A 3,748-nucleotide genomic window follows, 5' to 3' on the forward strand; every position below is an offset into this window, starting at 1 on the left:
GCCCAAACCCTCCCCCACCAGGCGACGCCGTCTGCGCAAACACCTGTCCGGGCGATGGGGCTTCGCCGCGGCCGGCACCGCCATCGGCCTTGCGGCCGGTCTGACGCTGTTCGGCCTGCGGCACTCACCCACCGCGCCCCCCGCACAGGGCGCCGCCGGGGCGGAGGACACCAAGACCGGCTACGGGGACGCAGGCGTGCTCGTCCACAACGCCGAAGAGAAATGCCAGAAGCCCCGTACGCACGAATGCGCGCTGCACCTGGCCTGGGACCCCTACCGTCCCTACACAACGGCCAACTCCGCCGACCGTGTCTGGCACCATGACCTGCTGCACGCCCGCTGCCGGATCGCCGACGGCGTCACCGTCACCGACGAGAACGAGAAACACAGCAGCATCTGGATCCAGGTCGCGCGGAACGGGCAGCGCCTATGGCTCCCCGGTATCCGCGTCGATCCCGACAGGCTGGTCCAGTTGAGCACCGTACTGCCCAAGTGCCCGCCATAAGCGAGCGGTGGCCCCAAATCGCCGCTGGCGACTCCCTCGCGAAGCCCGGCAGGTACAGGTTGGGATTCCAGTGATCATCCAATCGGGAGGACGTGACAGGCCGTGACCTGAGGGCCCTGTTCAGTACGAACGACCGCGGTCTGGAGACTGACGAGGCGTTCACGAACGGGTCCTCGCAACGGGAAACGGTCGCGGCCGCGCTCACCGAGCATCTGGACGTCGAACACCTCGTGCTGACGATCCGGGCCGCCCTCACCCGGTTCGGGCAGGCCCTGCCACAGCAGACGCAGTCCGCCCTCGCCGACATCGCCGAGACGCTCCTGCTGCCCGGCACCATCGGCTCAGCCATCGGCCAGGCCACCGGCGCCCTCATCAGTGCGCCACGCGAATGCCGCCAGTCCGTACGCGCCCTGGCCGGGTGCGACCGGCTCACGGACCTGCTGGAGCCCGAACCCGACCTGGACGCCCTGTCCGCGACCTCTCACCCGAGGACTGCGACGACTACCTCACCCGCCGCCTCACCCGCGACGGCCAGCCCCTCGTCAGCGAACCCATCCGGCAGGTCATCACCGCCCGCTCACACGAAGTGCCCCTCAACCTCGATCCGCCCATTGCCCGATTCCTGGAGCTGCGCCGTGCCGACCGCAACCCGGCGACTTCGACCACGGCTTCCCCGCCCCGATCGCCCGCACCCTGTCCGACCTCACCCCCGACGAACGCCACACTGCAGTACAGGACACAACCTGTCCTCTACCTCCGCCATCGTGGCGTACGAGCCGTTCGGGAGGCATCGCTCCTGGTCACGGCAGCCGCCACCAGGACTTGGACGGTCGGCGGCGTATTCGTCACATCCAGGCAAGGAACAGGGCATGTCCATCACGACCACCACCCACCTGAACTTCCGGGGCACCGCACGTGAGGCGCTGGACTTCTACCGGTCCGTCTTCGGCGGACGTACTGTCGCGGTCACCTACAAGGACGCCGGTGCCGTACAGAACGAGAGCGAGGCGGACTGGGTGATGTGGGGCGAGGTGGCCGGCGACAACGGCTTCCACGTCATGGCCTACGACGTGCCCGCGCAACTGCCCTGGAACCAGGGCGAGAACCCGTTCTTCGTCTCCGTACGCGGTGACGACGCCAAGGAGATCAGCGCCCTGTGGGACAAGCTCGCCGACGGCTCGACCATCGTGCGTCCGCTGGAACCCGCGCAGTGGGCGCCGCTGTACGGCATGCTCACCGACCGCTTCGGTGTCACCTGGGTGCTGGACGTCACCGCCCCCTACAACGGCTGAACCGGCCGAACCGACATGCCTGCGCCGTCCGGGCCGCCGCAACCACACGGGCGGCCCGGACGGCGCAGGCACCGACCACGCACAGCACCGAAAGGAAACGGGTCACCGTGCGGATGCGGAAGCTGGGACGGACCGGCATCGAAGTCAGCGCCTACTGCCTGGGCACCATGGTGTTCGGCAAGATGGGCAATCCGGATCACGACGACTGCGTGCGCATGATCCACCGGGCGCTCGACGCGGGCATCAATTTCGTCGACACCGCCGATGTCTACGGCTACAGCGAGACCGAGGAGATCGTCGGAAAGGCCCTCAAAGGACGCCGCGACGAGGTCGTGTTGGCGACCAAGTTCAACGGACCGATGGGTGAGAGCCCGGGCCGCAGCGGCAGTTCCCGGCGCTGGATCGTCCAGGCGGTCGAAGGCTCGCTGAGGCGGCTGCGGACCGACTACATCGACCTCTACCAGATCCACCACCCGGACCCGCACACCGACATCGAGGAGACCCTCTCCGCGCTCACCGACCTCGTGCGTGCCGGGAAGGTCCGCGCGATCGGTTCCTCCAACCTGCCGGCCTCGGAAATCGTCGAAGCCCAGTGGGTGTCCCAGCAGCGCGGCCTGCACCTCCTGCGAACCGAGCAGCCCACCTACTCCATACTCAACCGCGGCATCGAGCGCGAGGTCCTGCCCACCTGCCACCGCTACGGCCTGGGAGTTCTGGTGTGGAGCCCGCTGGCCATGGGCCTGCTCACCGGCCACTACCGCAAGAACGCCCCGCGGCCCGCAGGCGCCCGCATGCAGTGGGTCCCGCGGCACCTCACCGACGAACGCAAACTTGATGCCGTCGAGCGGCTGCTCACCCTCGCCGAAGAAGCCGGCCATAGCCTCACCCACCTGGCCATGGCCTTCGCCACCAGCCACCCCGACGTCACCGCCGCCATCATCGGCCCTCGCACCATGGACCAGCTCGACAACCTGCTCGCCGGCGCCACCCTCACTCTGGGCGACGACACCCTCGACAAGATCGACGCAATCGTCCCGCCCGGCACCGACATCAGCCCTCTGGACGTCTCCCACACACCTCTCCCCCTCACCCGCACGGACCTGCGTCGACGCCCGCCCCACGAGCGGGCCGCAGCCTGAGAACGCCATGACCGTCCTCGACAGCCGCGCCCTCAACCGCGCCACCCTTGCCCGCCAGCACCTGCTCACGCGCACCGACACATCCGTGCCCGAGGCGGTCGCCCACCTGTGCGGCCTGCAGGCTCAAGAGCCCCAGGAACCGTTCATCGGACTGTGGTCCCGCCTTGCCGACTTCAAGCCCGAGCAACTGGACGATGCTCTGACCGGCCGCACCATGGTGCGTACCCACCTGATGCGCCGCACCGTCCACCTCGTCACCTCCGACGACGCGCTCGCCTGGCGAGCCCGCCATGACGCCATGCTGCGCCAGCGAGTGCTGGGCACCTACCGGCGCGAACTGGCCGGCATCGACCTGGACCAGGTCGCCGCCGCCGGCCACGCGGCCATGGCCGACCAGCAGCCCCGCACCATGCGCGAGCTCGTACAAGCCCTCGAAGACCGCTGGCCCGGCCCACCACGCCGTGTCCTGGGCGAGCTGCTCGTCGCAGCCCTCATCCCCATGGCCCAACTCCCGCCCCGCGGCCTCTGGCACCAGAGGGCCGGCGTACGCAACCTGCCGTTGGCCACCTGGCTGGAACGGGACATCGACCCCCTGCCCGCCGGGGACAGCGATCCCGTCGGGCAGCAACTGCTGCGCCGCTACCTCGCCGCCTACGGGCCCGCCGCCAGCGCGGACCTACGCGCCTGGTGCGGCCTCGCCGGACTTCCCGCCGCTGTCAAAGCCGCCCGGGAAGAACTCGTCGTCTTCCGCGACGAACGCGGCCGCGAACTGCTCGATCTGTCTCTTATACAAATCTCCGAGCCCACCAAAA

The 3,748-nt window shown here is 69.1% G+C and carries 4 protein-coding genes and 1 pseudogene; 4 read left to right on the top strand and 1 reads right to left on the bottom strand.

From position 1 onward, the window contains the following. Positions 1–505, top strand: a pseudogene (locus tag FPZ41_RS47660) (helix-turn-helix domain-containing protein); the annotation flags it as partial. Positions 506–846: 341 nt separating this feature from the next. Here the strand turns inward: FPZ41_RS47660 and FPZ41_RS50100 are convergent. Next, the gene (locus FPZ41_RS50100) at positions 847–990 is read right to left on the bottom strand and encodes a hypothetical protein (RefSeq protein WP_194236455.1); all 144 of its coding nucleotides are present in this window, start codon (positions 988–990) and stop codon (positions 847–849) included. A 384-nt stretch (positions 991–1,374) separates the two neighbouring features. On the opposite strand from FPZ41_RS50100, the gene FPZ41_RS45470 reads away from it, so the two are divergent. From FPZ41_RS45470 to FPZ41_RS45480, 3 genes are all read left to right on the top strand, one after another. Then, positions 1,375–1,797 (top strand): VOC family protein, encoded by a 423-nt coding sequence (locus FPZ41_RS45470; RefSeq protein WP_152870663.1) that lies wholly within the window; start codon positions 1,375–1,377, stop codon positions 1,795–1,797. Positions 1,798–1,904: 107 nt separating this feature from the next. Beyond that, positions 1,905–2,936 carry an aldo/keto reductase gene (locus tag FPZ41_RS45475; RefSeq protein WP_322621559.1) on the top strand — a complete coding sequence of 344 codons (1,032 nt, stop codon included), beginning with the start codon at positions 1,905–1,907 and terminating at the stop codon, positions 2,934–2,936. Between the two features lie 7 nt (positions 2,937–2,943). Continuing rightward, positions 2,944–3,748, top strand: an 805-nt coding sequence (locus tag FPZ41_RS45480) for a winged helix DNA-binding domain-containing protein (RefSeq protein WP_152870665.1), incomplete at its 3' end; no start/stop codon positions are given.

It is taken from the genome of Streptomyces acidicola (assembly GCF_009377235.1).
GTDB classification, from domain to species: Bacteria; Actinomycetota; Actinomycetes; order Streptomycetales; family Streptomycetaceae; genus Streptomyces; species Streptomyces acidicola.

Bases quoted from the DNA above. Each gene is read 5' to 3' on its own strand.
- FPZ41_RS45470 (WP_152870663.1), top strand. From the start codon at position 1,375: ATGTCCATCACGACCACCACCCACCTGAACTTCCGGGGCACCGCACGT.